At 71.7% G+C, this 26,854-nt stretch carries 25 protein-coding genes; 13 read left to right on the top strand and 12 right to left on the bottom strand.

Annotated elements, in window-relative coordinates; translation table 11 throughout:
* Positions 1-186: 186 nt before the first annotated feature.
* The 5 genes from ABZ215_RS22430 to ABZ215_RS22450 all read right to left on the bottom strand — a co-directional run bounded on the left by ABZ215_RS22430 (position 187) and on the right by ABZ215_RS22450 (position 4,724).
* A complete protein-coding gene (locus ABZ215_RS22430) occupies positions 187-1,386 on the bottom strand; it encodes an MFS transporter (RefSeq protein ID WP_354951298.1) in 1,200 nt (399 codons plus the stop codon).
* Positions 1,387-1,462: 76 nt separating this feature from the next.
* Positions 1,463-2,077: a TetR/AcrR family transcriptional regulator gene (locus ABZ215_RS22435; protein ID WP_354951300.1), complete on the bottom strand. Its 615-nt coding sequence runs from the start codon at positions 2,075-2,077 to the stop codon at positions 1,463-1,465.
* Between the two features lie 22 nt (positions 2,078-2,099).
* Complete coding sequence (paaK, locus tag ABZ215_RS22440; protein ID WP_020422852.1) at positions 2,100-3,446, bottom strand: phenylacetate--CoA ligase PaaK; 1,347 nt, start codon at positions 3,444-3,446, stop codon at positions 2,100-2,102.
* A 13-nt stretch (positions 3,447-3,459) separates the two neighbouring features.
* Positions 3,460-3,843: a hydroxyphenylacetyl-CoA thioesterase PaaI gene (paaI, locus tag ABZ215_RS22445; RefSeq protein WP_354951363.1), complete on the bottom strand. Its 384-nt coding sequence runs from the start codon at positions 3,841-3,843 to the stop codon at positions 3,460-3,462.
* An 89-nt stretch (positions 3,844-3,932) separates the two neighbouring features.
* Entirely contained in the window at positions 3,933-4,724 is a 792-nt protein-coding gene (locus tag ABZ215_RS22450) for an enoyl-CoA hydratase-related protein (RefSeq protein ID WP_354951303.1), read from the bottom strand.
* 82 nt (positions 4,725-4,806) lie between these two features.
* Here ABZ215_RS22450 and paaZ point away from each other — a divergent pair, with 82 nt between their 5' ends.
* The 6 genes from paaZ to paaE are packed head-to-tail and all read left to right on the top strand — an operon-like array spanning position 4,807 to position 10,517.
* Entirely contained in the window at positions 4,807-6,831 is a 2,025-nt protein-coding gene (gene paaZ, locus ABZ215_RS22455; RefSeq protein ID WP_354951365.1) for a phenylacetic acid degradation bifunctional protein PaaZ, read from the top strand.
* Positions 6,828-7,772, top strand: coding sequence for a 1,2-phenylacetyl-CoA epoxidase subunit PaaA (paaA, locus tag ABZ215_RS22460; RefSeq protein WP_020422848.1), 945 nt, complete (start codon positions 6,828-6,830; stop codon positions 7,770-7,772). The genes paaZ and paaA overlap by 4 nt, the downstream gene beginning before the upstream one ends.
* A complete protein-coding gene (gene paaB / locus ABZ215_RS22465; RefSeq protein WP_017984160.1) occupies positions 7,769-8,056 on the top strand; it encodes a 1,2-phenylacetyl-CoA epoxidase subunit PaaB in 288 nt (95 codons plus the stop codon). The genes paaA and paaB overlap by 4 nt, the downstream gene beginning before the upstream one ends.
* A 7-nt stretch (positions 8,057-8,063) precedes the next feature.
* Positions 8,064-8,948: a 1,2-phenylacetyl-CoA epoxidase subunit PaaC gene (gene paaC, locus ABZ215_RS22470; protein WP_354951367.1), complete on the top strand. Its 885-nt coding sequence runs from the start codon at positions 8,064-8,066 to the stop codon at positions 8,946-8,948.
* Positions 8,942-9,433, top strand: coding sequence for a 1,2-phenylacetyl-CoA epoxidase subunit PaaD (gene paaD, locus ABZ215_RS22475; protein WP_020422846.1), 492 nt, complete (start codon positions 8,942-8,944; stop codon positions 9,431-9,433). Before paaC ends, paaD begins: the two co-directional genes overlap by 7 nt.
* Position 9,434: 1 nt before the next feature.
* Positions 9,435-10,517: a 1,2-phenylacetyl-CoA epoxidase subunit PaaE gene (gene paaE, locus ABZ215_RS22480; protein WP_354951304.1), complete on the top strand. Its 1,083-nt coding sequence runs from the start codon at positions 9,435-9,437 to the stop codon at positions 10,515-10,517.
* On the opposite strand, the gene ABZ215_RS22485 is transcribed toward paaE, so the two are convergent.
* Positions 10,495-10,713: a hypothetical protein gene (locus ABZ215_RS22485; protein WP_027936592.1), complete on the bottom strand. Its 219-nt coding sequence runs from the start codon at positions 10,711-10,713 to the stop codon at positions 10,495-10,497. The two genes, paaE and ABZ215_RS22485, sit on opposite strands and share 23 nt — an antisense overlap.
* Before the next feature lie 1,168 nt (positions 10,714-11,881).
* Here ABZ215_RS22485 and ABZ215_RS22490 point away from each other — a divergent pair.
* Complete coding sequence (locus ABZ215_RS22490; protein ID WP_354951306.1) at positions 11,882-13,171, top strand: MFS transporter; 1,290 nt, start codon at positions 11,882-11,884, stop codon at positions 13,169-13,171.
* 2 nt (positions 13,172-13,173) lie between these two features.
* Entirely contained in the window at positions 13,174-13,539 is a 366-nt protein-coding gene (locus tag ABZ215_RS22495; RefSeq protein WP_020422842.1) for an RNA-binding S4 domain-containing protein, read from the top strand.
* Positions 13,540-13,731: 192 nt separating this feature from the next.
* Here ABZ215_RS22495 and ABZ215_RS22500 read toward each other — a convergent pair whose 3' ends face one another.
* Entirely contained in the window at positions 13,732-14,880 is a 1,149-nt protein-coding gene (locus ABZ215_RS22500; RefSeq protein WP_354951308.1) for an amidohydrolase family protein, read from the bottom strand.
* 95 nt (positions 14,881-14,975) lie between these two features.
* On the opposite strand from ABZ215_RS22500, the gene ABZ215_RS22505 reads away from it, so the two are divergent.
* Entirely contained in the window at positions 14,976-15,779 is an 804-nt protein-coding gene (locus ABZ215_RS22505; RefSeq protein WP_354951310.1) for an acyl-CoA thioesterase domain-containing protein, read from the top strand.
* Positions 15,780-15,789: 10 nt separating this feature from the next.
* On the top strand, positions 15,790-16,788 hold the full coding sequence (locus ABZ215_RS22510) for a TIGR03617 family F420-dependent LLM class oxidoreductase (protein WP_354951312.1): 999 nt from the start codon (positions 15,790-15,792) through the stop codon (positions 16,786-16,788).
* A 10-nt stretch (positions 16,789-16,798) separates the two neighbouring features.
* On the opposite strand, the gene ABZ215_RS22515 is transcribed toward ABZ215_RS22510, so the two are convergent.
* Together ABZ215_RS22515 and ABZ215_RS22520 are read right to left on the bottom strand one after the other, a co-directional pair.
* The gene (locus ABZ215_RS22515) at positions 16,799-17,911 is read right to left on the bottom strand and encodes a glycosyltransferase family 9 protein (RefSeq protein WP_354951314.1); all 1,113 of its coding nucleotides are present in this window, start codon (positions 17,909-17,911) and stop codon (positions 16,799-16,801) included.
* Between the two features lie 40 nt (positions 17,912-17,951).
* Entirely contained in the window at positions 17,952-18,284 is a 333-nt protein-coding gene (locus tag ABZ215_RS22520; RefSeq protein WP_123685300.1) for a YnfA family protein, read from the bottom strand.
* 53 nt (positions 18,285-18,337) lie between these two features.
* On the opposite strand from ABZ215_RS22520, the gene ABZ215_RS22525 reads away from it, so the two are divergent.
* Both ABZ215_RS22525 and ABZ215_RS22530 read left to right on the top strand, forming a co-directional pair.
* Positions 18,338-18,799: a MarR family transcriptional regulator gene (locus ABZ215_RS22525; RefSeq protein ID WP_354951316.1), complete on the top strand. Its 462-nt coding sequence runs from the start codon at positions 18,338-18,340 to the stop codon at positions 18,797-18,799.
* Positions 18,796-19,881 carry an NAD(P)/FAD-dependent oxidoreductase gene (locus ABZ215_RS22530; RefSeq protein WP_354951318.1) on the top strand — a complete coding sequence of 362 codons (1,086 nt, stop codon included), beginning with the start codon at positions 18,796-18,798 and terminating at the stop codon, positions 19,879-19,881. The genes ABZ215_RS22525 and ABZ215_RS22530 overlap by 4 nt, the downstream gene beginning before the upstream one ends.
* Positions 19,882-20,057: 176 nt before the next feature.
* Here ABZ215_RS22530 and ABZ215_RS22535 read toward each other — a convergent pair whose 3' ends face one another.
* Both ABZ215_RS22535 and ABZ215_RS22540 read right to left on the bottom strand, forming a co-directional pair.
* On the bottom strand, positions 20,058-21,791 hold the full coding sequence (locus tag ABZ215_RS22535; RefSeq protein ID WP_354951320.1) for a pyruvate dehydrogenase: 1,734 nt from the start codon (positions 21,789-21,791) through the stop codon (positions 20,058-20,060).
* Positions 21,792-21,891: 100 nt separating this feature from the next.
* Positions 21,892-22,557, bottom strand: a complete 666-nt coding sequence (locus ABZ215_RS22540; protein ID WP_020422833.1) for a FadR/GntR family transcriptional regulator — start codon at positions 22,555-22,557, stop codon at positions 21,892-21,894.
* Between the two features lie 92 nt (positions 22,558-22,649).
* Between ABZ215_RS22540 and ABZ215_RS22545 the strand changes: the two genes are divergently transcribed.
* Positions 22,650-24,044: a sialate:H+ symport family MFS transporter gene (locus ABZ215_RS22545; RefSeq protein WP_354951322.1), complete on the top strand. Its 1,395-nt coding sequence runs from the start codon at positions 22,650-22,652 to the stop codon at positions 24,042-24,044.
* Between the two features lie 512 nt (positions 24,045-24,556).
* Here ABZ215_RS22545 and ABZ215_RS22550 read toward each other — a convergent pair.
* Positions 24,557-26,842, bottom strand: a complete 2,286-nt coding sequence (locus ABZ215_RS22550) for a LuxR C-terminal-related transcriptional regulator (protein WP_354951324.1) — start codon at positions 26,840-26,842, stop codon at positions 24,557-24,559.
* Between the last annotated feature and the right edge of the window lie 12 nt (positions 26,843-26,854).

Raw genomic sequence — 26,854 nt, forward strand, 5'->3', positions numbered from 1 at the left:
GCCCTATCCAGGATGGGTGACGAAGGTGCCGCGGCCAAGGCACGCTTTCCCGCCTTGACAACCCTGCTCGGCGACTGAAACACAATCAGCCATCGGGGGCGGGGGTGGTCGGAAGGTGACCTTCCGGCGCCGTAAGGCGCACCGCCCGAAAGGCGCACCGCCCAAAGGGCGGACTCCCCGCCAGTGTCAGGCGACGGGATGACCACCCAGCTTCGCTTGTGTCGCTTGGCGCGCCGTCGACACCGCCCAAACCCCCAACCCGACCAACGGCAGCACCGCGCCGAACAAGCTCGGCCCGGCCCACCCGAACGCGTCGTACAGACTCCCCGCCACTGCGGACGCCACCGCGCCTCCGACGAAGATCGTCGTCATGAACACCGTGTTGATGCGGGCCCGCGCCTCAGCCCGCAGGCCGTAGATCTCCCGCTGCGAAAGCACCTGGTGGCCCTGCACCGCGAGGTCGAGCACCACCCCGGCCAGCGCCAGCACCACGACCGACCCCGCGCCCAGCCACGCCACGCCCATCGCCACCGCGGCCAGGGCCAGCGCGATCCCGCTGCCGATCCCGCCGTGCCCGCGGTCGCCCAAGCGCCCTGCCAACGGGGCGGCCGCCGCGCCGGCCGCGCCCACCAGCGCGAACACCCCCACCTCGGTCTGCGTGAGCCCGTGCCGCCCGACCAGTTCGAACGCCACCGACGTCCAGAACGCGGAAAACGCCCCGAACATCAACGCCTGGCACACCGCCCGGCGCCGCAACGCGGGTTCCTCCCGGGCCAGCGTGAGGATCGACCGCATCAACCGGGCGTAACCCTCGTCGTGCGAGGGGCGGCGGTGGGGGAGCATCCGGCGCGCCGCGACCGCCACCACCAGCATCAGCACCGCCGACACGAAGTAGATCGTTCGCCACCCGAAAGCCCCGGCGACCAGGCTGGACAACGTCCGCGCCAGCAGGATCCCCAGCAGTAGACCGGTCATCACCGTGCCGACGAACCGGCCGCGCTGCTCCTCCGGCGCGAGGTGCGCGGCGAACGGGATGAGGATCTGCGCCACCACCGACGTCACGCCGATCAGCACCGACGCGGCCAGGAACACCCCGAACACCGGCGCCACGGCCGCGACCACCAGCGCGAGCGCGGTGAACACCAGCGTGCGCGACGCCAGCGCCCGGTTCTCCACCAGGTCGCCCAGCGGCATCAGCAACGCGAGCCCGGCCGCGTAACCCAGCTGCGTCAACGTCACGACGAGCGCCGCGCTGCCCTGGCTCACGCCGAACGCCGTCGCGATCTCGGCCAACAGCGGCTGCGCGTAGTACAGGTTCGCGACCGTGGCGCCGCAGGAGAACGCGAGCACCACCATGATCAGCCGCAGGTTGCGGATTTCCGGCATGACTGTGCGGACACCACGCGCGGCCAGTGCATTCCCGGTGTGAGACCGTTCACCCGGGAAACCCGGCAAACGAGTCCTAAGCGGACCGCACCCGCAGCCCGTCGAAGGCCACCGCCGCCACCGTCTCCGCCAGCTCGTCGCCGCTCTGCCCGCCGCGCGGCCGGTACCACTCGATCAGCGAGTTGACCATGCCGAACAACAGGCGCGCCGCGGTCGGCGGGTCGATGTCCGGCCGCAGGTCGCCCTCGTCCACGGCCTTGGTGACCAGTTCGGACACGATGTGGTCGAACTCACGACGACGGGCCAGCGCGTCCCGCTCCACCTTCGTGTTGCCGCGCACCCGCAGCAGCAGCGTCACGAACGGCAACCGGTCCACCAGCACCCGGACACTGCCGCGCACCAGGTACTCCAGCCGGTCCACCGCGCGCCCGTCGACCGAATCCAGCTCGGCCACGATCTCGAACAGCCCGTCCAGCGCCCGGTTCACCGCCAGCCGCAACAGCTCCTGCTTGCTCGGCACGTGGTGGTAGATGGCCGACTTCGTGATGCCCAGCTTGCGCGACAGGTCCTCCATGCTGGTGCCGTCGTAGCCGCGCTCGTTGAACAGCTTGACCGCGACCGCGAGCAGGGACTCCAGGTCGTAGCCCGGCCTGCCACGCCGGGTGGGCCGGGCCGGAGGTGCGGTCGTCATGACCCCAGTATCCCAAGCGGTCTCAGGCCGGCGGGCGCTGGTCGATCACACGGCGCAGCTTGCCCATCGACCGTTCCAGCGTGTCCGGGTCGAGCACCTCCACGCCGACGCTGATCCCCACGCCGTCCTTGACCCGCGCCGCGATCTCCGACGCCGCCGACACCCGGCGCTCGGCCGCGGTGTCGTGGCGGGCCTCGACCAGCACGGTCAGGTGGTCCATCCGGTCCTTTTTGGTCAGCTTCAGCTGGAAGTGCGGCGCCAGGCCCTCGGTCGCCAGCACGATCTCCTCGATCTGCGTCGGGAACACGTTGACGCCACGCAGGATGATCATGTCGTCGCTGCGGCCGGTGACCTTGTCCATGCGCCGGAATGCCGGTCGCGCGGTGCCGGGGCGCAGCGCGGTCAGGTCCCGCGTGCGGTACCGGATGACCGGCATGGCCTGCTTGGTGAGCGAGGTGAACAGCAGCTCACCCGTCTCGCCCTCGGGCAGCACGTTCCCCTCGACCGGGTCGACCACCTCGGGGTAGAAGTGGTCCTCCCAGATGTGCAGGCCGTCCTTGGTTTCCACGCACTCCTGCGCCACACCCGGCCCCATCACCTCGGACAGGCCGTAGATGTCCACGGCGTGCAGGTCCATCCGCTGCTCGATCTCGCGGCGCATCTGCTCGGTCCACGGTTCGGCGCCGAAGATGCCCACCCGCAGCGAGGACTTCGCCGGGTCCAGGCCCTGGCGCTCGAACTCGTCCAGCAGCGTCAGCATGTACGACGGGGTCACCATGATGACCTCGGGCTGGAAGTCGGTGATGATCTGCACCTGCCGCGCGGTCATGCCGCCGGACGCGGGGATCGCGGTGCAGCCCAGCTTCTCCACGCCGTAGTGCGCGCCGAGCCCGCCGGTGAACAGGCCGTAGCCGTAGGCCACGTGCACCTTGTGCCCCGGCCGCCCGCCCGCCGCGTAGATCGAGCGGGCCATCACCGTCGCCCAGGTGTCGATGTCGGCCTCGGTGTAGCCGACCACGGTCGGCTTGCCGGTGGTGCCGCTGGAGGCGTGGATGCGGCGCACCTGCTCCTGGGGCACGGCGAACATGCCGAACGGGTAGTTGTCCCGCAGGTCGTGCTTGGTGGTGCAGGGGAACTTCGCCAGGTCCGACAACTCGCGGCAGTCGTCCGGGTGCACCCCGGCCTCGTCGAACTTGCGGCGGTAGAACGGCACGTTCTCGTAGGCGTGCCGCAGTGTCCACTGCAGACGTTCCAGCTGGGTGGCGCGCAGCTCGTCGACGCTCATCCGCTCGGCGGCGGTCAGGTCGTCCGGCGCCGGCGCGGTGCCGAGGCGCTTCGCGTGAGGCACGTCGCTGTGCATGGTCGTCATGGGGGCCGGCTCCTCAGTTCTTCCCGATCGTGCGGCTGCGGCCGCGGAATTCGGCGATCACTTCGCGCCCGGCGCCGGTCTCCCGGTGCACCGTGACGTCGTAGATGCCGTTGCGCCCGTAGCGCGTGCGTTCCTCGGCCGTGGCGACCAGGTGGTCGCCGAGGCGGGCGCTGGCGACGAACGAGATCTCGGCGCCCGCCGCGACCGTCACCGGGCCGTGGCTGTTGCACGCGCAGGCGAACGTCGTGTCGGCCAGCAGGAAGATGTAGCCGCCATGGGCGATCGCGTGCCCGTTCACCATCTGCTCGGTGACCGTCATGCGGGCGACCGCCCGGCCGGCGTCGGCTTCGACGAGTTCGATGCCGAGCGACTTCGACGCGACGTCGTCGGCGAACATCGCCTGCGCGGCTTGGGACACGGCGGCACTGCCTTCCGTCGTTACTGACCGAATGGACGGTTAATAATGTGCGTCCGGCCTCGGCACTGTCAAGACCCCTGGAACACCGGCTTCGACTTGCTCAGGAAGGCCTCGACGGCACCGCGGTGGTCGTCGGTGAGCCCCAGTCGCGCCTGCGCTTCGCCTTCCAGCCGCAGAACTTCCGGCAACGGCGCGCCCCAGGATGCGGCGAGTGCGCGCTTGGCCTCGGCGTAGGCGCGAGTGGGGCCCGCGGCCAGCCGGGCGGCCAGGTCGGCGGCGGTGGCGGCCACCTCGTCGGCGGGCACGACGCGCCCGGCGATGCCCCACTCCGCGGCCTGCGCCGCGGTGAAGGTCTCGCCGAGCAGGACGAGTTCGCTCGCCCTGGCCGCGCCGACGGCCCGCGCGAGGCTGGCAGACAGGCCGGAGTCGCAGGTCAGGCCGATGCCGGTGAACGCGGTGCCGAACTTCGCGGTGTCCGCGGTGACCCGCAGGTCGCAGGCGAGCGCGAACCCGAGCCCGGCGCCGACGCACGTCCCGTTGACGGCCGCGACCACCGGTTTCGGCATGGTCGCCAGCGTGGTGACGATGGGGTTGTAGTGCTCGTCGATGGTGGCGAACGCGGTGGCCGGGTCGGCGCGCAGCGCGTCCGCGTGCTCGGCCAGGTCCTGACCCACGCAGAACGCCCGGCCGGCGCCGGTGAGCACGACGGCGCGGACCGTCTCGTCGGAGGCGACGAGCTCGAGCGCGTCCCGCAGCTCGGTCTTCAGTTCGCCGGTGAGGGCGGGCCGGAGCATCGTCACCGTGGCCACTGCGCCTTCGCGGGAAACGGAAACAACGTCACTGGTGCTTTCGTCAGCCATGCCGAGACGCTACCATGACTTCCTGAACGTTCGGTTGGTTAATCCGGAGAAGCGAGGAACGATGGCCCAGCAGTCGACGAGGATGCTGCGCAGCTACGTCAGCGGCGGCTGGCGGACCGGGGAGGGCGAGGGGGCGCCCCTGCACGACGCGGTCACCGGCGCCGAAGTCGCACGGATCTCCTCCGCCGGCATCGACATGGCCGCCGCGCTCGACCACGGCCGCCGCGTCGGCGGACCTGCCCTGCGCGAGCTGACCTTCCACCAGCGGGCCGCGCTGCTCAAGGCGGTGGCCTCCCACCTGCGCGAGCACCGCGACGAGCTGTACGAGCTGTCCGCGAAGACGGGCGCCACGCTCGGCGACTCCAAGTTCGACGTCGACGGCGGCATCGGCGTGCTGTTCGCCTACTCCGGCAAGGGCAAGCGCGAGCTGCCCAACGACACCGTCTACGTCGATGGCGGCGTGGAGCCGCTGAGCAAGGGCGGCACGTTCCTCGGCCAGCACATCGCCACCCCGCTGCGGGGTGTCGCCGTGCAGATCAACGCCTTCAACTTCCCGGTCTGGGGCCCGCTGGAGAAGTTCGCCCCGGCGTTCCTCGCGGGCGTGCCGAGCCTGGTGAAGCCGGCCAGCCAGACCGCGTACCTGACCGAGCGGGTCGTCGAGCTGATCATCGAATCCGGCCTGATCCCCGAGGGCACGCTGCAGCTGATCTCCGGCAGCGCCGGCGACCTGCTGGACCACCTCACCGAGCAGGACCTGGTGTCGTTCACCGGGTCGGCGTCGACCGCGCAGAAGCTGCGCACCCACCCGGTGATCGTGCGCCAGGCCGTTCGCTTCAACGCCGAGGCCGATTCGCTGAACTGCTCGATCCTCGGCCCGGACGCCAAGCCCGGCACGGCCGAATTCGACCTCTACGTCAAGCAGCTGGTCACCGAGATGACCGTCAAGGCCGGTCAGAAGTGCACCGCGATCCGCCGGGCGTTCGTGCCGGCCGAGCTGCTCGACGACGTGGCCGAGGCCGCCGCCGAGCGCCTGGCCAAGGTCAAGATCGGCAACCCGTCCGCCGAGGGCGTCCGCATGGGCGCGCTGGCCAGCCTGGAGCAGCGCGAGGAGGTCCGCCGCTCGCTCAAGGCGCTGCAGGACGCCTCCAGCATCGTGTTCGGCGACCCGGAGCGGGTCGAGGTGGTCGACGCCGACGCCGAGCGCGGCGCGTTCATCTCGCCGGTGCTGCTCAAGGGCGACGCCGACCGCGCCGAGCCGCACGAGGTCGAGGCCTTCGGCCCGGTCTCCACGCTGATGCCCTACACCTCGGTCGAGCAGGTCATCGGCTACGCCGCCCGCGGCCAGGGCAGCCTCGCCGGGTCGGTCGTGACCGGCGACGCGCAGTTCGCCCGCGAGGTCGTGCTGGGCGTGGCGCCGTGGCACGGCCGCCTGCTGGTGCTCGACGCCGACGACGCGAAGGAGTCGACCGGCCACGGTTCGCCGATGCCGGGCCTGGTGCACGGCGGCCCGGGCCGCGCCGGCGGCGGCGAAGAGATGGGCGGCATCCGCGGCGTGCTGCACCACATGCAGCGCACCGCCGTGCAGGGCAGCCCGAAGGTGCTGTCCGCGGTCACCGGCCGCTGGGTGGAGGGCGCGCCGCGCAACACCGAGGACGTGCACCCGTTCCGCAAGTCGTTGGCAGAGCTGAAGATCGGCGACAGCGTGGTGGCTGGGCCACGCACCGTGACCCAGGAGGACGTGGACCACTTCGCCGAGTTCACCGGCGACACGTTCTACGCCCACACCGACCCCGAAGCGGCGGCCGCGAACCCGCTGTTCGGCGGCATCGTGGCGCACGGCTACCTGGTCGTGTCGTTCGCCGCCGGCCTGTTCGTCTCGCCCGAGCCGGGGCCGGTGCTGGCCAACTACGGCCTGGAGAACCTGCGGTTCCTGACCCCGGTCAAGCCCGGCGACGAGCTGACCGTGACGCTGACCGCCAAGCAGATCACCCCGCGCGAGAACGCCGACTACGGCGAGGTGCGCTGGGACGCCGACGTGACCAACTCCGCGGGCGAGTCCGTCGCCAAGTACGACGTGCTCACCCTGGTGGCCAAGGAGAACCGATGACTGCCATCCTCGACGAGAAGGACCTCGAACGGCACTTCGAGCACACCATCGAAAAGGACCAGCGGATCGAGCCGCGGGACTGGGTGCCGGAGGGCTACCGCAAGACGATGATCCGGCAGATCGCGCAGCACGCGCACTCCGAGATCATCGGCATGCAGCCGGAGGGCAACTGGATCACCCGCGCGCCGTCGTTGCGGCGCAAGGCGATCCTGCTGGCGAAGGTGCAGGACGAGGCCGGGCACGGGCTGTACCTGTACTCGGCGGCGGAGACGCTGGGCGCCGACCGCGCGGACCTGACCGAGAAGCTGATCAGCGGCAGGCAGAAGTACTCGTCGATCTTCAACTACCCGACGCTGACGTTCGCCGACGTGGGCGCGATCGGCTGGCTCGTCGACGGCGCCGCGATCTGCAACCAGGTGCCGCTGTGCCGGTCCTCCTACGGGCCGTACGCCAGGGCGATGATCCGGATCTGCAAGGAGGAGTCGTTCCACCAGCGGCAGGGCTACGAGCTGCTGATGACGATGATGAAGGGCACGCAGGCGCAGCGAGACATGGTGCAGGACGCGGTGAACCGGTTCTGGTGGCCGTCGCTGATGATGTTCGGCCCGCCGGACGCCGAATCGGCCAACACCGCGCAGTCGATGGCGTGGAAGATCAAGCGGCACACCAACGACGAGCTGCGCCAGCGGTTCGTCGACATGACCGTGCCGCAGGCCGAGGCGCTCGGCGTGACCCTGCCGGACCCGGACCTCAAGTGGAACCCCGAGCGCGGGCACTACGACTTCGGCCAGGTCGACTGGGACGAGATGAAGCAGGTCGTCGCGGGCAACGGCCCGTGCAACACCGAGCGGCTGGCGCGGCGGCGGCAGGCGCACGAAGACGGCGCGTGGGTCCGCGAGGCCGCGGCCGCGCACGCGCGCAAGATGGCGGAGGCGAAGTGAGCAAGAGCGAGTGGCCGCTGTACGAGGTGTTCGTGCGCGGCAAGCGAGGCCTCAACCACGTGCACGTCGGGTCGCTGCGCGCGGCCGACGACCAGATGGCCCTGCACAACGCGCGTGACCTGTACACGCGGCGCAACGAGGGCGTCAGCATCTGGGTGGTCAAGGCCGCCGACATCACCGCGTCCTCGCCGGACGAGAAGGACCCGTTCTTCGCGCCGTCGGGCGACAAGGTGTACCGGCACCCGACGTTCTACGACATCCCCGACAACGTTCCCCACATGTGAGCTGATGATGTCCTTTGACAACGCCTACGAGGCTTTGATCGACGCTCACGACGACTCGCGGTGGGCGTTCGGCACCGGGTTCGAGGACCCGCTCGCCGGGGTCGACACCTCGGTGCCGTCCGGTGTGGACGGTGCGGACCTGGCGCGGTACTGCCTGATGCTGGGCGACGACGCGCTGGTGTTCTCGCACCGGCTGCAGCAGTGGTGCACCCGCGCGCCCGAGCTGGAGGACGAGGTCGCGATCGCCAACATCGGCCTCGACCTGCTGGGCCAGGCGCGGCTGTTGCTGGCCCGCGCGGGCAAGGCCGACGGCACGGATCGCGGCGAGGACGACTACGCGTTCTTCCGCGACGAGCACGAGTTCCGCAACGTCCGGCTCGCCGAGCTGGAGCGCGGCGACTTCGGGCAGCTCATCGCGGTGCTGCTGGTGTTCTCGACCTGGCGGCTGGCGTTGTTCCAGCGGCTGCGGTCGTCGGTGGACCCGGTGCTCGCCGCGATCGCCGACAAGGGCGTCAAGGAGCTGACCTACCACCGCGACTACGCCGCCCAGTGGGCCGTGCGGCTCGGCGACGGCACCGCGTTCTCGCACGAGCGGATGCAGGCCGGGCTGGACGGGATCTGGCCGTTCGTGGACGAGCTGTTCGTGCCCCACGAGACCGAGTCGCGGCTGGCCGCGGCGGGTGTCGCGGTCGACCCGGCTTCGGTGCGCGCGGAGTTCGACGACGTGCTGGCGCAGGTGTTCGCCGCCGGTTCCCTGGCTCGCCCGGAGAGCGCGGGCAAGGCCGGGGTCAACGGGCAGACCGGCCGGGGTGGCCGGCACACCGAGGCGATGGGCTACCTGCTGGCCGAGCTGCAGAGCGTCGCCCGCGCCCATCCGGAGGCGACATGGTGAGCGCCCGCGCCGTCGCGGAGACCGTCCGCGACCCCGAGCTGCCGATGCTGACGCTGGCCGACCTCGGCGTGCTGCGCGAAGTGTCCGAACAGGACGGTGCGGTGACGGTGTCGATCACGCCCACCTACACCGGGTGCCCGGCCATGGACACCATGCGCGACGACCTGGTGCACGCGCTGCAGGGCGCCGGGTACTCGCGCGTCGAGGTCCGCACGGTGCTGCAGCCGGCCTGGAGCACCGACTGGATCAGCGAGCGGGGCCGCCGGGCGCTGGCCGAGGCGGGTATCGCGCCGCCGGGCAGCGCGCCGCGGCGGCCGTCCGGGCCGATCCCGCTGACGCTGAGCCCACCGGTGCGCCGGGTGTCCTGCCCGCGGTGCGGGTCGGCGGACACCGAGCTGGTGTCGGAGTTCGGGGCCACCGCCTGCAAGTCGTTGCTGCGCTGCCGGTCCTGCGACGAACCCTTCGAGCACGTCAAGGAGATCTGAGGTGACCGCGAGCACCAAATCGAGGCGGCGGGGCGACTTCCACACGCTGACCGTGGCCGAGGTGACGCCCCTGTGCGACGACGCCGTCGCGGTCACCTTCGACGTGCCGGAGGAGCTGGCGGACGCCTACGCGTTCCGGGCGGGGCAGTCGCTGACGCTGCGGCGGACGATCGACGGGCGCGAGGAGCGCCGGTCGTACTCGATCTGCTCGCCCGAGGGCAGCAAGCCGCGCATCGGGGTGCGCGAGGTGCCGGACGGGCTGTTCTCGACGTGGCTGGTGCACCAGGTGCGGCCGGGCGACGAGATCGAGGTCGGCACGCCGACCGGGAACTTCACGCCCGACCTGTCGGTGCCGGAGCACCACGTGCTGATCGCGGCCGGCTCGGGCATCACGCCGGTGCTGTCGATCGCGGCGACGGTGCTGCGCGACCCGGCCGCGACGGTCACCGTGCTGTACGGCAACCGCCGCACGGACACCGTGATGTTCGCCGACGAGCTGGCCGACCTGAAGGACCGCTACCCGGACCGGCTGGAGCTGGTGCACGTGCTGTCCCGGGAGCCGCGCGAGGCGGAGCTGTTCACCGGGCGGCTCGACGGTGAGAAGCTGTCGGCGTTGCTGGCGTTGTTCCCGGACGTGTCGGCGGTCGGGCACTGGTGGCTGTGCGGGCCGTTCGGGATGGTCACGGTGGCGCAAGAACGGTTGCGTGCCGCCGGAGTGCCGTCGTCGCGGATCCACCAGGAACTGTTCTATGTGGACGACGTGCCGCCGGAGCCGGTGCGGCACGAGGAGAAGGCGCTCGACGGGGTCGTCACCCAGGCGACGATCATCCTCGACGGCCGCGCCACGACGGTCGCCGTGCCGCGGGACGTGCCGGTGCTGGACAGCGCTCAGCGCGTGCGGCCGGACCTGCCGTTCGCGTGCAAGGGCGGGGTGTGCGGCACGTGCCGGGCGAAGGTGACCGCCGGTGCCGTGGACATGCGCCGCAACTTCGCGCTCGAGGAGGGCGAGGTCGCCGACGGGTTCGTGCTGACCTGCCAGTCGATGCCGGTGTCCGACGCGCTCACGGTCGACTTCGACGTGTGATGGGCACCGCCTTCGCCGCGGCGGCCAGTGATCCCGCCGCGGCGAAGGCGAGCACGATGGCCAGAACGCCGGACAACCACACGGACATGGCGAGCGCCAGGTAGACCTGCACCGCCGCGGTCACCGCGAACACCGCCGTCAGGACAAGCCAGACCGGACGGTCGGTGACCGGAGTCTTGGACTGGCCCAAACCCACTGCGAAACCCCTCCCGCGATCTTCCAGATACCCCTGGTATCGCCAAGTGGCCCGCCCGGGTTACCGCTGGGCACGATCCGTGACGTTGTCAACATTTGCCAGTTGGCTCCTGCCCGCGGCGGGCTTGCTGCGCGGAGTGGCGCGTTGCTTGGAGTGGTGCGTTGCCTGAAGTGGCGCGTTGCTTGGAGTGGTGCGTTGCCTGAAGTGGCGCGTTGCTCGGAGTGGCCAGCCTGCAGCCCGTGTGGGCCACCCGCTGCGCGCACCGAACTGCTGCCGCCCGGCGGCCAGTCCGCCGTTGCACGGGCTGACGCTCCGCGCCCACCGGTAACCGCCGCAGCCAACGGCCGCCGCAGCGGTAACCGCCGCAGCCGACCGCCGCCGCACCGGTAACCGCCGCAGCCGACCGCCGCTCCACCGGTAACCGCCGCAGCCGACCGCCGCTCCACGGGTCGCCGCGCCTGGGGCAGCACCGGCCCCCGGGCCGCCGCGCCTGAATGCAGCACTGCCCCACGGGCCGCCGTGCCCCACGCGGCACCGCTGCAAGTGCCGGCCGCCGCGCCCACGCGGCACCGCCCCGCCGGTCGACCGCCTCGTCCAGCGCCGCAATTCGCTCCGTCCGAGTGACTGCCCGCGTGCCTCGGCAAGCCGCCCCACTGTCCGAGTGCCGCTCGGCGCGGCCCCCCCACCGCCCCACGGACCGCCGCGTCCCGAGGCGGCACCGCCCCACGGGCCGACCGCCGCGCCCCGAGGCGGCACCGCCCCACGGGCCGACCGCCGCGCCCGACGCGGCACCGCCCCGCCGGTCGACTGCCTCGTCCAGCGCGGCAATCTCGTCCAGCGCGGCGATTCGCTCCGTTCGGTGACTGCCCGCCTGGCTCGGCAAGCCGCCCCACCGTCCGAGTGCCGCTCGGCGCGGCAACCCGCCCCCCGCCCACGTGTCGCCCCACCGGCCAACGGCCGCCCGGCATCCCGCCCCCCGGCTTAGCGGGGCCCGGGGCGGCACCCCGTTGCCCCCACCGTCAAACCCCACCGCCGCCTGGCCCTTCCGGGCACCGACTCGGCCCCCTCCAGACACCCGAGTCGCCAGCCCGCGCACCACCGCGACGGGGCGTGACGCCGTTCACCCGGCCGGGCGGCGCGGTTCATCCGGCTCGTGGACAATCATGCCGTGACCGTCACCGCCAAGGCCTCGCCGGGCGCGCGCAAAGCCGTGCTGAGCTGGGCGTTCTGGGACTGGGGAGCGTCCGCGTTCAGCGCCGTCATCCTCACGTTCGTCTTCTCCGTCTACCTCACCGACGGTGTCGCCGCCGACACGGAAAGCGGGTCGCAAGCGCTTGGCGTCGCGCTGACGATCGCCGGCGTGGCGGTCGCCCTGCTGGCCCCGGTCACCGGGCAGCGCAGCGACGTCGGCGGCAGGCGCAAGCTCTGGCTCGGCATCCACAGCGCCATCGCGATCGCCTGCACCGCAGGGCTGTTCTTCGTCCAGGACGAGCCGTCCTACCTGCTGGCCGGCCTCATCCTGCTCGCGGTCGGCAGCGTGTTCTTCGAGTTCGCCGAGGTCAACTACAACGCGATGCTCGTGCAGGTGTCCACGCCGAAGACGATGGGCCGAGTGTCCGGCTTCGGCTGGGGCATGGGCTATTTCGGCAGCGTCATCGCGCTCGCGATCGTGTTGTTCGCGTTCGTGCAGCCGGACGTCGGGCTCTTCGGCGTCACCTCCGAGGACGGCCTGAACATCCGCGCGGTGGCGTTGTTCGTGGCGGTGTGGTTCCTGGTGTTCGCCCTGCCGGTGCTGCTGTTCGTGCCGGAGAACCCGCCGTCCCGCGAACTGGCCAGGGGCAACTTCTTCTCCGGATACAAGGTGCTCGCCAAGCGGCTGGCGCACCTGTGGCGGACGGACCGGCGGACGCTGTGGTTCCTCGCCGCGAGCGCGATCTACCGCGACGGCCTGACCGCGATCTTCACCTTCGGCGGCGTGGTCGCGGCGGGAACGTTCGGGTTCAGCCAGACCGAGGTCGTGATGTTCGCGATCGTGGCGAACGTGACCGCCGGGATCGGCGCGGTCAGCGGTGGCCGGCTGGACGACCGGCTCGGGCCCAAGACCGTGATCGTGACGTCGCTGATCGCGCTGGTGATCATCGGCGTCGCGCTGACCGTGCTGCCCGGCAAGGCGACGTTCTGGGTGTGCGGGCTGGCGCTGTCGGTGTTCCTCGGCCCGGCGCAGGCGGCGAGCCGGACGTTCCTGGCGCGCATCGTCGAGCCGGAGCGGGAGGGCGAGGCGTTCGGCCTGTACGCGACCACCGGCCGGGCGGTGAGCTTCCTGGGGCCGTTGGCGTTCAGCGGGTTCATCGCGATCTTCGACAGCCAGCGCGCCGGCATGGCGGGGATCGTGCTGATCCTCGCGGCCGGGCTGGTGGCGATCCTGCCGGTCAAGGCGCCGGCGAGGCAAGATGGATGACCATGGAGTCCACGCGCGTGGACCGCTGGCTGTGGGCGGTCCGTCTGACGAAGACCCGATCCGACGCGGCCGCGGCCTGTCGCGGCGGGCACGTGCGGGTCAACGACCGCCCGGCGAAGCCCGCGACGGGCGTGCACCCCGGTGACACCGTGCGGGCGCGCGTCCATGACCGGACGCGGATCGTCGAGGTCGTGCGGGTCATCGAAAAGCGGGTGGGCGCCCCCGACGCCGCCACGTGCTACATCGACCGCACCCCGGCGCCCCCGCCGGAGGCCCTGACGCCGGTCGCCCGCCGCGAGCGCGGAGCGGGCCGCCCCACGAAGCGGGACCGCCGCCTGCTCGACCGGCTGCGCGGCCAGGGCTGGTGAGCTACCGGGGCGCGGGTTGGTGAGCCGCGGCGGCCGGCCCGTGTCGCGACGCGGGCCGGGGCTGGTGAGCGGCGGGAGCTTGCCGCATCGCGGCGTGGCTGAGGCAGAGCCGGGTGGCCTCGTCGTGGCGCGATGTCGCCACGCGGCTTGCCGCGCTGCGGTGTGGCGGCCCCGCGCCGGCTCACTACGCGCTCAAAGCCGGTAAACGCGCCGCGCGTTGTCGCGCGCGATCATGGTCACCACGCGCCGCGCGTCGGGCTCCGACCAGTCGCCCTCGGCGACCCACCGGCCGAACGTCGTGGTCACCGCGCGGCGCCACAGCAGCGCGCCGAGGTAGTGCAGCTCCGGTGGCCCCCACGCGTCCGACGAGTACAGCTGCTTCGCGAACGGCGCCAGCTCGAACGACTCCGCCACCACCGCCACGCTGCGCACCCCCGTGTGGTTGATGCCCAGCCCCACGTCGAAGTGCACGTTCGGGAACGCCTGCGCCAGGTACCCGGCCTCGCGGTGGTACGGGTAGCAGTGCAGCAGCAGAACCGGCACGTCCGGCGTCGCGCGCAGGAAGTCCAGCAGGTGCAACGGGTTGACGCGGTGCAGGTCGAGGTCCCGGTCGCCGATCCCGGTGTGCAGCTGCAGCGGCAGCCCCTGCGAGATCGCCGCGTGCAGGCCGAACCGGATCAGCACCTCGTCGTCCAGCCGCGGCTCGTCGCCCGCCGTGTCCAGCCACCGGTCCGCCGCCAGCGTCACCTCGGCCGGCGACGGCGGCGTCAGGTCGATGTCGAAGCCCGTGCGGTAGGCCAGGATCGACTTGGCCCCCACCGCGTTCTCGGCCCGCGTGGCCAGCCGGGCGGTGAAAGCGTCGGCGTAGTCGCGCCCGGACACGTTCTCCAGCGCGATCTCTTCGGCCAGCGCCTCCAGCCGCACCACCTCGTGCGCCCGCGCGCCGGACGCCGACTCCATGCCCTCCAGCCCGAGCAGCGAACTCGTGGCGTACCCGGTGTCGACGATCCAGTCGCTCACCCCGGCGCCGCCGAGGAACCGCCGCGTCACCTCCGCCACACCCAGTTCGGTGCGGCGCTTCCAGTACTCGTCGGCCGGGGCGTGCTCGGGCAGGTCGAGCACCGGCGCGCACCACCGCCGCACCGCGAACCCGAGCTGCGAGTCGAACTGCGTCATCCACGGTGGGATCGGGTCGGGCGAACCCTCGTTGAGGTGCCCCTCGAACTCGGCGCGCTCAAGCTCGACCGTGAACGCGCCGTGCACGTGGTGGTCGACGAGCGGCGCGGCGGCGACGTGCTCGGCCAGCGTTGGCCCGGATCGGACTTCGTCGAGTCGCCGCATGCGGTTCAGTGTCCCCCGGGCAGGGGCGTCCCGCCCGTTGTGATGCCCGTCTACCAGCGCCTGCCCGCGCGTACTTCCTGTATTACCGTGCGGTAATGCACGCCGTCAGTGAGAAAGCGGTGGACGAGCCCACCCTGGCCGACCTGCTCGACCTCGAGGAGATCGACCGCGACCTCTACCGCGCCAACCTCGTGTTCGACGACCCCCTGCCGCTCTACGGGGGCCAGGTCGCCGCGCAGGCGCTCGCCGCGGCCGGGCGCACCGTGGCGGAGGACCGGCTGCCGCACTCGCTGCACGGCTACTTCCTCCGCCCGGGTGACGCGACGCGCCCGACGATCTTCCACGTCGACCGGGATCGCGACGGCGGCTCCTACTCCGCCCGCCGGGTGGTCGCCGTGCAGAACGGCGAGGTCATCTTCAACATGTCGGCGTCCTTCCACCGCCGCGAGGAGGGTGTCGACCGCGAGGCGCACCCGGAGCGTCCCGAGGGCGATCCGGAGCAGCTGCCCGGCGGCGGCATGCCGCGGCTGTTCTCGATGCAGGGCGCGCTGCCGCCGCAGCCCTACCCGGACGGCCAGTGGCCGACGCGCTTCTGGGCGCGCTGCAAGCTCGAACTGCCCGACAACGCGCTCATCCACGCCTGCGTCCTGACCTACCTGTCGGACATCTCGTCCGGCGTCGCGGCCTTCGGCAACGAGGAGGCGTCCGCGTCGTCGAGCCTGGACCACGCGGTGTGGTTCCACCGGCCGGGCCGTCTCGACGACTGGGTGCACATGGACCTGGTGCCGCAGAGCGTCGCGGGCGGCCGCGGCTGGTACACCGGCACCGTGCGCACGCGGGACGGCGTGCTGCTGGCGAGCCTCGCGCAGGAGTGCCTGTTCCGGAACCGCAGGCGGTAGCGTTCGGCGGGTGAAGGTCGATTTCGCGGTCCCGTTCTCCAGTCCGGCCGACTCCCGGGAGACGATGCGGCGGGCCGAGCGCGACGGTTTCGACGGCGTGTGGACCACCGAGGTCAAGCACGACCCGTTCCTGCCGCTCGCGCTCGGCGCCACGGTCACCGAGCGCGTCACGCTCGGCACGGCGATCGCGGTGGCCTTCGCGCGCAACCCGATGACCGTCGCGCAGACCGCGAACGACCTGCAGGAACTCTCCGGCGGACGGCTGCTGCTCGGCCTCGGCACGCAGATCAAGACCCACGTCACGCGGCGGTTCTCGATGCCGTGGTCGCAGCCGGCCGCCCGGATGCGCGAGTTCGTGCTGGCGCTGCGGGCGATCTGGGACACGTGGCACACCGGCGCGCGCCTCAACTTCCGCGGCGAGTTCTACACCCACACGGTGATGACCCCGATGTTCAAGCCGCAGCCCCACCCGTACGGTCCGCCGAAGGTGCTGCTCGCGGGCGTGGGTGAGGGCATGACGCGCGTGGCGGGCGAGGTCGCGGACGGCTTCCTGTGCCACGGCTTCACCACCGAGCGGTACCTGCGCGAGGTGACGGTGCCTGCGTTGCGGTCCGGGCGGGACTCGCTGGACGGCTTCGAACTGGTCGGCTCGCCGATGGTGGTGACCGGCCGGTCGGACGCCGAGATCGCCGCCGCGCTCGCGGGCACGCGGCGGCAGATCGCGTTCTACGGTTCGACGCCGGCCTACCGCGGGGTGCTGGAGCTGCACGACCGCGGCGAGCTGGGCGACGAGCTGCACCGGCTGTCCCGGCGCGGCGAGTGGGAGCGGATGGGCACGCTCGTCGACGACGAGCTGCTGGCCGCGATCGCCGTGGTGGGCAAGGCCGACGAGGTCGCGGCCGAGGTGCGGCGCCGCTACGGCGACCTGTTCACGCGCGCGACGCTCTACCTGCCGTACGAGGCGGAGCCGGGCCTGGTGGCCGAGGTCGCGGCGGCGGTGCGCGCGTAGGTCGCGTCCCTCAGGAGGGGGAGAAGTGGTCGTCGTCCTCCTGGTGGGGCGGGTGTTCGGCCGGGGCGCCCTCCTGCTCGGCCTGCTCGTGGGGCCGCGTGAGCTTCGCGTCCCGCGCCGCTTCCTTCGCCTCGGCCAGTGCCTGCCTCGACTCGGCCAGCTCGTCGTGCTTCTCGTCCGGCACGATCGCCTCCCTTCGTCCGCTCCCGGCTACCACTTCCGCAGGCCCGCAAACCAGCTCCGCGGCCGCGGCGAGCACGTCGGCGGGCTGGACCTGCAGCAACGCCGGGTCCGGATCGGGCGAGAACGGGTCGCCGCGGCGCAGCTCGTCGGCCGACAACGCGCGGTGCGAGCCGGGTGGCGGTCCCCAGTGCCGGGCCGGGACGGGGCCGAACAACGTGACCGACGGGGTGTCGAAGGCGTAGGCGAGGTGTGCGATGCCCGTGTCGCCGGAGATCACCAGCCGGGCCTGGGCGACGAGCGCCGCGAGGTCGAGCTGGCCGGTGCGCCCGGCGAGGCGGTCCGCGGGCGCGGCGAGGGTGGCGGCGAGGTCCTGTTCGGACGTGCTGCCGGTGATCACCACGCGGTGACCGGCCGCGCGGAGCGCCCGGGCGACGGTGGCGAAGCGCTCGACGGGCCAGCGTTTGCTGCCGAAGGCGGCACCGGGGTGGATGACGACCGCGCCCGGCGCGGGGCTGGTGCGCGGGGGCGGTGGGAGGTGGAGGTCGCCGGGGTCGGCGGGAATGCCGTGCTCGGTGAGCAGGCGGCACCAGCGGTCGCGTTCGTGCAGGTCCATCCACTTCGGACCTGGCCAGCCGTGTCCACTGTGGCCGATGCGGCGGCGGGGGCCGAGGGTGTCGAGGACGGCGTTGCTGTGCGGGCCGGTGCCGTGCAGGTTGACGGCGACGGCGGGGTGGCTGGCCCGCGGGTCGAGCGGGGTCATGCCGTGGGTGGGCAGGACGGTGTCGACACAGCCGGTCAGCTCGACGAGCGGGCCGAGCCAGCCGGAGGTCGCGAACGTGATCTCGTGGTCCGGCCACGCGCGGCGGATCGCCTTGAGCGCCGGAACGGTGACGAGGAAATCCCCGAGTTTGAGCGCCCGCAGCGCCACGACGTGCCCCACGGCTGTGCTGCTACCCCCGGCGCGGTCGGTGGAACGATGTTCAGCCGCGCGGGGCGTACATGATGACCGCGACGCCCGCGAGGCAGATGAGCGCGCCGATGACGTCGAACCGGTCGGGCCGGTACCCGTCGGCGACCACGCCCCAGGCCAGCGAGCCGGCGACGAACACACCGCCGTAGGCGGCGAGGATGCGGCCGAAGTTGGCGTCCGGCTGCAGGGTGGCGACGAAGCCGTACAACCCGAGCGCGATCACGCCCGCGCCGATCCAGATCCACCCGCGGTGCTCGCGGACACCCTGCCAGACGAGCCAGGCGCCACCGATCTCGGCGAGCGCCGCCAGCACGAACAGTGCGATCGAACGGAGAACCAGCACGCCGCGACCCTAAGCGGTTGATAGTTAACTACGCAACAGTTACCATGTTAACTATGAGCGAGCCGGAGCGGGAGAGCACGCTGGAACTGATGCGGTGGGTCGTGTGGGGACAGCGGCGCATCGCCGAAGATTGGATCCGGGAACGCGGCCTCACCCACGAGCAGAGCGCGGTGCTGGCGTACCTGACGAAGAACCCGGACGCCATCCAGCGGGACGTCGCGCGGGCCATGCGCACCAGTGCGCCGGGTGTCTCGCGGCTGTTGGCCGGGCTCGAGCGCCGCGGGCTCGTGGAACGCCAGGCGCAGGAGGATGACGCACGCAGCCGCCGGGTGCGCGTCACCCCAGCCGGCTCCGAACTGATCCAGGGTTTCGAAGAGGCCATGGACCGGGTCGAGGAGTCGATCCTCGCGCCGCTGGGCGCGGAGGCGCGGGCGCGGCTCCACGACCTCCTGGCGCAGCTCGCATCCCGGATCGACCCGCCCTTCACCCATCAGCAGCAAGGAACGCACGCATGACTCAGATCACGATCATCGGGGCCGGTCTTGCCGGGCTGACGCTGGCGCGAACCCTGGCGGTGCACGGAATCCCGTCCACCGTGTACGAGGCGGAGACGTCGGCGCAGGCCCGGGGCCAGGGCGGCATGCTCGACATCCACGACTACAACGGACAGCAGGGGATCCGTGCCGCCGGCCTCATGGACGGCTTCCGGTCCCTCGTCCTCGAAGGACGCCAGGCATCCCGCGACGTGGCGCCTGACGGCACCGTCCTGGCTGACGTGCCCGACGACCCCGCCGGAGGCCGCCCCGAGGTGCAGCGTGGCGAGCTCCGGCAGCTGCTGCTGGACTCCCTGCCTGCCGACGCGGTCGTCTGGGGCCACAAGACCCGGAGCGTCCGGACCCTCGAGGACGGTTGCCACGAAGTGACCTTCGCCGACGGATCGACGATCGTCACCGACGTGCTCATCGGCGCCGACGGCGCCTGGTCGAAGGTCCGGCCACTGCTGTCTGATGCCACGCCCACCTACGCCGGGCGCTCGATGATCGAGACGTACCTGTTCGACAGCGGCACCCGCCACCCCGCCACGCTGGCCCTGGTCGGCGGCGGCTCGATGACGGCCTACGACGAAACCACCGGCATCGGTCTCGGCGTGCAGCGCGAGCGCGCGGACACGCTGCACTCCTACGCCATGTTCGACAAGCCGCTCGACTGGTTCGACGGCATCGACTTCGACGACGGCCCCGCGGCCGCCCGCACGGTCGCGGCGATGTTCGAGGGGTGGGCGCCGGAGCTCGTCGCGTTGGTCGCGGACAGCGACATCCCGCCGGTTTTCCGCCCCCTGTACGGGCTGCCGATCGGGCACCGCTGGGAACACGTTCCCGGGGTCACGCTGATCGGGGACGCCGCCCACCTGGCGCCGCCGGACGGCGAAGGGGCGAACTGGGCGCTCTTCGACGCCGGCCGGCTCGGCAACGCCATCGCGCAACAGCCCGGGGACATCGACGCGGCCATCCGCGCCTACGAAGCAGAACTCTTCCCGCGGAACGTCGACACCGCCAAGGCGGCCGCGGCCTACTACCCGGACTTCCAGCCGCACTGACCACGGCAGCCCCGCGCGTGGCGGTGGGCGGTCACGCCGGGGTGAGGTGCGGAAGTCCTGCCGCGACGTGCGCTGCCGTCCGCGGACGGCGCCGCGCGCGAGGTGATCAAGCCATCGATCGCCCGCTCCGTGGATGCTCGCCGGCATTCACGGAGCGAGGACCCCGTCGGAGACGTTCAGGGGCGTGCGATGTTGCGCAGGTTGCTGCGCGCCAGCTCGACCATCTTGCCCACCCCGCCGTTCAGCACCGTCTTGCTCGCGGCCAGCGCGAAGCCCCGCAGCATCTCGCTGGTGATCTTGGGCGGGATGGACATCGCGTTGGGGTCCGTGGTCAGCTCGACCAGTGCGGGCCCCTGGTGCTCGAACGCCTTCGTCAGCGCCGACCGCACCTCGCCCGGGTGGTCGACCCGCGTCGACCAGATGCCGCACGCCGCGGCGATCGCGCTGAAGTCGACCGGCGTGTGGTCCGTGCCGTAGGACGGGAGGCCGTCCACCAGCATCTCCAGCTTCACCATGCCCAGCGACGCGTTGTTGAACAGCACCACCTTCACCGGCACGTCGTACAGCGACAGCGTCAGCAGGTCGCCCATCAGCATCGCCAGTCCGCCGTCGCCCGAGATGGACACCACCTGGCGGCCGGGCGAGGACAGCGCGGCGCCGATGGCGTGCGGCAGCGCGTTCGCCATGCTGCCGTGGCGGAACGAGCCGATCACCCGCCGCCGCCCGTTCGGCGTCAGGTACCGCGCCGCCCACACGTTGCCCATCCCGGTGTCCACAGTGAACACCGCGTCGTCGGCGGCGACCTCGTCCAGCACCGCCGCCGCGTACTCGGGGTGGATCGGGGTGTGGTGCTCGATGTCCTTCGTGTACGCGTCGACCACCTTCTCCAGCCGCCGCGTGTGTTCGTGCAGCATGCGGTCCAGGAAGGACCGGTCGGTGCGCTGCCGCAGGCGGGGGAGCACCGCAGCCAGCGTCTCCTTCACCGAGCCGTGCACCGCCAGGTCCAGCGGTGTGCGGCGGCCCAGGTGCGCCGGGTTCGTGTCGATCTGCACGGTGCGCGCCTGCGGCAGGAACCCGTCGTACGGGAAGTCGGTGCCCAGCAGCACCACGCGGTCCGCCTCGTGCATCGCGTCGTAGCACGCGCCGTACCCGAGCAGGCCGCTCATGCCGACGTCGTACGGGTTGTCGAACTGGATCCACTCCTTGCCGCCGAGCGAGTGGCCCACCGGCGCTTGCAGGCGGCCGGCCAGCGCCATCACCTCGTCGTGCGCGTCCCGGCAGCCGGCGCCGGCGAACAGCATCACCTTCTCGCCGCTGTCGAGCACCTCGGCCAGCTCCGCGATGGCCGCCTCCCGCGGCACCACGGGCGACGGCTCGACCACGTGCACCGTCTCGGCCGCGGAGCCGGTGGCCCGCCGCTCCGACACGTCACCCGGGATGCTCAGCACCGACACCCCGCCGCGCCCGACCGCGGTCTGCATCGCGATCCGCAGCAGCCGCGGCATCTGCTCCGCCTGCGACACCAGCTCGCTGAAGTGGCTGCACTCGGCGAACAACTGCTCGGGGTGGGTCTCCTGGAAGAACCCGGTGCCGATCTGGTTGGACGGGATGTGCGAGGCGATCGCCAGCACCGGCGCCCCGCTGCGGTGCGCGTCGTACAGGCCGTTGATCAGGTGCAGGTTCCCCGGACCGCAACTGCCGGCGCACACGGTGAGCCGCCCGGTGATCTGCGCCTCCGCGGCCGCCGCGAACGCCGCCGTCTCCTCGTGCCGCACGTGCACCCACTCGATGCCCGGCGTGCGGCGCACCGCGTCCACCACCGGGTTCAGGCTGTCGCCGACGATCCCGTAGATGCGGCGCACACCGCTGTCCCGCAGGATCCGCACCATCTGCTCGGCCACTGTCGCCATCGCCCCACCCCTTCTGCTCCTGGGACCCAGGGTCCTCTCGCGGCGGTGCGGACGTCCACCCGACTTCACTCGTTTCGGGCGAAAATCGAATTCGCCACAATCAGGTGAGCCGGCTCCGGACCTCGTCGAAGTGGTGGCGCACCGCGTCGTCGATCGCCTCCGGGTCGCCGCAGGCGATGGCGTCGACGATCCGCTGGTGCTTGGCGACCAGCGCGTCCGACGGCGTGCGCGGCGCCCCGATGAGCGCCTCGGTCTGCCGGTAGACGCTCCAGAACAGGCGGATCAACTCGGCGGCCAGCTCGTTGCCCGCCGCGGTGCAGATCAGCTCGTGGAACTCGCCGTCTGCGGCCGTGGCGGTGGCCGGGTCGGACATCCGCCGCACCCGCTCGGTCAGCTGTTCGAGCAGTTCCTCGTCGCGTTGCCGGGCGAGCTTGCGGGTCAGCTCGGTCTCCAGGATCTGCCGGACCTCCAGCAGATCGCGCAGCCCGCTCAGGTCGTCGCGCGAGCGGGCGCGCGTGCGGAACAGCAGCGACGGGCTCAGCGCGGTCATGCTCGCCGCGCCGACGAAGGTGCCGTAGCCGTGGCGGATTTCGACGATGCCCAGCGCCTGCAGGGTGCGCAGCGCCTCGCGGACCGAGTTGCGGGCCGCGCCGAACTCCTCCATCAGCCGCGGCTCCGGCGGCAGGGGGTCGCCGGGCCCGAGGCGCCGCCGGTCGATCAGCTCGACGATCGAGTCGGCCAGTTCCTGGCTGCGCAGTGTCCGCACTCTTGCCACCATCCGGAATCGTCGGCTAACGTCCGCAGCATCATACGACGTCCAACGTCCCACGACTAGTCCTCGATGAAGAGGTAAGGAACATGAACCCGTGGTACCGCCGGCTCGGTCCGGGCCAGTGGAAGGCGTTCGGCGCAGCGTGGCTCGGCTACCTGCTCGACGGCTTCGACTTCGTGATCATCACCTTGGTGCTCACCGAGCTGCGCGACGAGTTCGACCTGTCGCTGGCCACCGCGTCCACGCTGGTGTCGGCCGCCTTCGTGTCCCGCTGGCTGGGCGGGCTCGCGCTGGGCGCGCTCGGCGACCGCTTCGGCCGCCGTCCGGCGATGATCGCGTCCATCGTGCTCTACGCGGTCGGCACGGCGCTGTGCGGGTTCGCCTGGGACTACTGGTCGCTGTTCATCTTCCGGGTCGTGGTCGGCCTCGGCATGGCGGGGGAGTACGGGTCGAGCAGCACGTACGTGATGGAGAGCTGGCCGAAGGGGCTGCGCAACCGCGCGACGGGGTTCCTGCTGTCGGCGTACCCGATCGGCACGGTGCTCGCTGCGCGCGCCTACGACCTGATCGTGCCGAGCTTCGGCTGGCGGTGGCTGTTCTGGATCGGGATCCTGCCGGTGTTCGTGGCGCTGTGGCTGCGGCGCACGTTGCCCGAGGCGAAGGACTGGGCCGAGGAGGTCGGCTCGGGTGGCGGCTCGACGAGCGTGTCGGCGTTGCTGAACCGGCGGTGGGCGCCGCTCAACGTGGTCGTGGCGGTGGTGCTGGCGACCTGTCTGGTGCTGATCTTCTCGGGGCACGCGGGGAGCCTGTACCCGCTGTACATCGCGCTGTGCGTGGTGGGGTTCGTGGTGTTCGGGGTGCAGATCAGCGGCCGAGCGTGGCCGGTGGTGGTGGGGTTGATGCTGACCGTGTTCTGCGCGTTCCTGTACTCGTGGCCGATCCAGTCGCTGCTGCCCACGTACCTGAAGACGGAGCTGCACTACAACGCCGGGCAGGTGGCGAACGCGCTGACCTGGGCCGGGCTCGGGTACGCGGCCGGTTCGTGCCTGGCCGGGGTGGTCGGCGACCGGTTCGGCACGCGCGCGACGTACGTCGGCGGGCTGCTGCTGTCGCTGGTGTTCGTGTTCCCGGCGTTCGCGCTCGGCTCGGGCAGCATCGTGCTGGTCTGGTTGCTGCTGTTCGTGTTGCAGGGCACGAGTTCCGGGATCTCGGGGCTGCTGCCGAAGTACATCGGGGACCACTTCCCGACCCGCCTCCGCGCGGCGAGCCTCGGGTTCACCTACAACGTCGGCGCGCTCGGCGGCGCGGTCGCCCCGCTGCTCGGCGCGCAGGTGGCCGGGCACATCGGGCTGGGGCCCGCGCTGGGATGGCTCGCGGCCGGGTTGACGGTGCTCACCGCGGTGCTGGTCGGGTTCGACGTGCCTGCACGGCTTGGGCGCGTCGGGCGTCTTCGGCGGCGTGAGGGGGCGGAGGTTGGGTGAACCCGGGGTGGGGTTCGGGGGTTTGCTCGCGGGGCTGGTGGTGTTGGGGTGATGGGTGAACCCGGGTGGGGTTCGGGTGGTCCGCGCGAGGGGACTGGTGGTGTTGGGATGAATGGACCGTTCATGGCTTGCGGGTGGCGCGAGATTCCCTGTCGTGTCGCGATGAATGGTCCATTCATGGCTTGGGTCTGCGAGTTGCCCAGTGGAGCAGGGATGAATGGTCCGTTCATGAGTCTTGGTGGCATGGGGTGTCCAGTCACGTGCCGGTGAATGGAGTTTCATGGCTTGCGGGTGGCGAGCTGCCCAGCCGTGCCTCGATGACTGGACCGTTCATGGCTTGCGCGTCACGAGATGTTCAGCCGTGCCGCGATGAGTGGTCCATTCGGGCTTTCAGTGCCCTGAGATGTCCAACCGTGCCTTGATGAACGGTCCCTTCATCGCTTCGCATCCCACGAAATGCCGAGCCAAACCCTGGCACCAACGAACCAACCCCCAACCCCAACCCCAACCCCTCAAGCCTCATTCGCCGTGACCCAAGCGGCGATCTGGCTCCGCGAAGTGAACCCCAGCTTGGCGAGGATGTGCTCGACGTGCGTTTCGGCCGTGCGCTGGGAAATGACGAGCTGCCCGGCGATCTGCCGGTTGCTCAGCCCCTTCGCGACCAGTGCCGCGATTTCCGATTCGCGGGCGGTCAGCGGGTTGCGCGAAGGGCTAACCGGCGCCGCCGACATCCGCCGCTCGTCGAGGGCGAACGCGACCGCCTTTTCGAACGTCATCGAAGCCCCGCGGGCGTACTCCTGCTCGAACACCTGCCGTCCCAGGGCCTCGCGCGCCGGGAGTGCGGCGTGGGTCTGCGAAACCTGCTGCAGCGCCGGTTCGATCCGCCCCGCCCCGGACAAGCGCCACGCCGTCGCGGCGCAACCGAGCAGCCGCGCGGCCCGGTTGAACCGCCGGTCGGCCGCCGCGCACCAGGCCAGCGACTCCAGGCTCAGCGCGATCCCGGAATGATCGCCCGCCGGCTCGCGCAGGCGGATCGCGTCGCGCTGGAGGCGTTCCGCGCGCTGCAGATCACCGCGCCGCCACAGCGCCAGCCCCAGCACCCACACCGCCAGCGCCGTGTACCAGGGCGGATTCCCATGCGCCGCGCACAGTTCGACCGCCTGCTCGCCCGCCTCCTCGGCGTTCGGCTCGCTCAGCACGAACCGCGCCAGCGCCAGGTACGGCAGGATCTGCAAAGCCAGCCCGTCGTGCCCGGCCGCCCGGCACACCTCGTGCGCCTCCTCCAGCAACTCGCACGCCCGCCGCGGATCGCCGAGGAAGTAGCGGCTCACCCCCTCGCACACGAGCAACTCGACGCTGATCACCGGGTCGTCCAGCTCCGCGGCGATCGACCGGTACTCCCGCAGCCGCCCGGCGAACCCCCGCCGCACCCCCAGCCACGTGCAGGTGAGCAGCGACGCGTGCAACGCGCGCGCCCGCTCTCGCGACGGGCCGCCGTCGAGTTGGAGCACCCGGTCCAGCCACCGGCTGCCCTCCAGCAGGTGCCCGCCCGCGATCCAGAACGTCGACAGGTTCCCCGCCATCTCCAGCGCCGGCCGCGGATCCGGCTCCTCCAGCCACGACTCCAGCGCCGCGCGCAGGTTCGCGTGCTCGCTCTGCATGCGGGAGATCCACTCCTGCTGACGCGAGGTGATCTTCTCCTCGGTGAACCGGCGGGCCAGCTCGCGGTAGAAATCGCGGTGCCGCCTCGTGGAACCGGCCGGATCACCGTTCTCCGCGAGCCGCGCCGCGCCGAACTCGGCAAGCGTTTCCAGCATCCGGTAGCGCGCGTTGTGCCCGTAGGTCTCCCGCACCCGCACCAGAACCGATTTGTCGACCAGACCCGCGAGCACGCCCAAGACCGAGTCACCGCCGATCCCGTCGCCCGCGCACACGAACTCGGCCGCGGGCAGGTCGAACCCGCCGCGGAACACCGACAGCCGTTCCCACGCCCGCTGCTCGGCGGGCAGGCAGAGCCGGTAGCTCCAGTCGACGAGCGCCTCCAGGCCCTGCTGCCGCGGCGGCGCCGTGCGGGAGGCCTCGCTCAGCAACGCGAACCGGTCGGTCAACCGGTCGTTCAGCTCGGTCAGCGACAGCGTGCGCAACCACACCGCGGCCAGCTCGATGGCCAGCGGCAGCCCCTCGACGTGCCGGCAGATCGTCGCGATCAGCGCCTCGTTCTCGGCGGTGAGCGCGAACCCCGGCGACACGGCGGCGGCGCGGTCGGCGAACAGCGCCATCGCGTCCCAGCCGCTGGTGCCCTCGGTCGTGCCCTCGCGGTCGGGCAGGCTCAGCGGTTCCACCGGCAGCAGGTGCTCGCCCTCGACCGAGAGCCGCTGGCGGCTGGTCGCCAGGATGCGCAGCCCGCTGGTCGCCGCCAGCAGTTTGCCGATCAGCGTCGCGCACGCGTCGGTGAGGTGCTCGCAGTTGTCCAGCACCAGCAGCACCTGGCGGTCGCCGAGGAACTGGGCGAGCCGGTCCGCGGGCTCGACGGCCTCGTCCCGCAGGCCGAGCGCGGTGGCGACGGTCTGGGGCAGCAGCGCCGCGTCGTCCAGATCCGCGAGTTCGGCGAAGTGCACCCCGTCCGGGAACGCGCGTTTCAACCCGACCGCGGCCCGCACCGCGAGCCTGGTCTTGCCGACCCCGCCGAGTCCGGTCAGCGTCACCAGGCGCGCGGCGGACAGCAGCCGCCGGATGTCCGCGAGCTCCTGCCGCCGGCCGACGAAACTGGTGAGCTCGCTCGGAAGTGTGCCCGCCACCGCAACAGCGTA

The sequence above is a fragment of the Amycolatopsis sp. NPDC006131 genome (genome assembly GCF_040614175.1).
Taxonomy (GTDB): domain Bacteria; phylum Actinomycetota; class Actinomycetes; order Mycobacteriales; family Pseudonocardiaceae; genus Amycolatopsis_E; species Amycolatopsis_E tucumanensis.